Annotated in this window: 1 protein-coding gene; it reads right to left on the reverse strand. The window is 64.5% G+C overall.

Annotation, left to right across the window (positions count from 1 at the left end):
- A partial coding sequence (locus AC0L21_RS38015) for an integrase arm-type DNA-binding domain-containing protein (RefSeq protein ID WP_473267136.1) occupies positions 1-566 on the reverse strand: 566 nt, incomplete at its 3' end.
- Positions 567-598 lie beyond the last annotated feature (32 nt).

The raw sequence follows: 598 nt of genomic DNA on the forward strand, positions 1-598 counted from the left end.
AAGGTATGCACGTGCTTGCGCAAGTCCTTGGCTGCGCCGCGCTTGCCGGTCTTGGCGATCTTGTCGACCGCAGCCATAATCTGCCGTCGCGTCAGGTCCCCCACGCCGCTCTCGGCGTGATCCTTCAGCCCGCGCCGGAGCGCCGACATTGCTGGCTTCCAGTTGACGACTTGACGTTCGGTCAAGGACGTCTGGTAGGGACCATCTTCAACAATGAGGGTCGCAAGCGTGGTGCGCTGCTTCTCGGCTGCTTGTTGCCGTCTCGCCTCGCGCTTGGCGTCGTTCGGATCCACGCCCTTGAAGACCTCGCCTGCGGCGATGGTGGCGGCCTTGCGCGCGGCCTTTTCATTATATTTGGGCCATGCGCCGAGGGTCTTGCGCTGGGTCCCCCTCACCCCCGGCTTGGTGAAGAGGTAGACCCAGGTCCGGCCGCCGGTGGCGCGCATGCGTAAGGCGAGGCCGGGCAGCTTGTCGTCGTGGAGATAATGCTGCGCCTTACCCGGCGGCAGCGTTGCGTTGCGGATCACCGTATCGGTGAGTGTCAGCTGGTTGGCCGGCTCCGTCATGATTCCTTCACTCTCTCTGCGCCCGGTGTGCC

It is taken from the genome of Bradyrhizobium sp. WSM4873 (genome assembly GCF_055811355.1).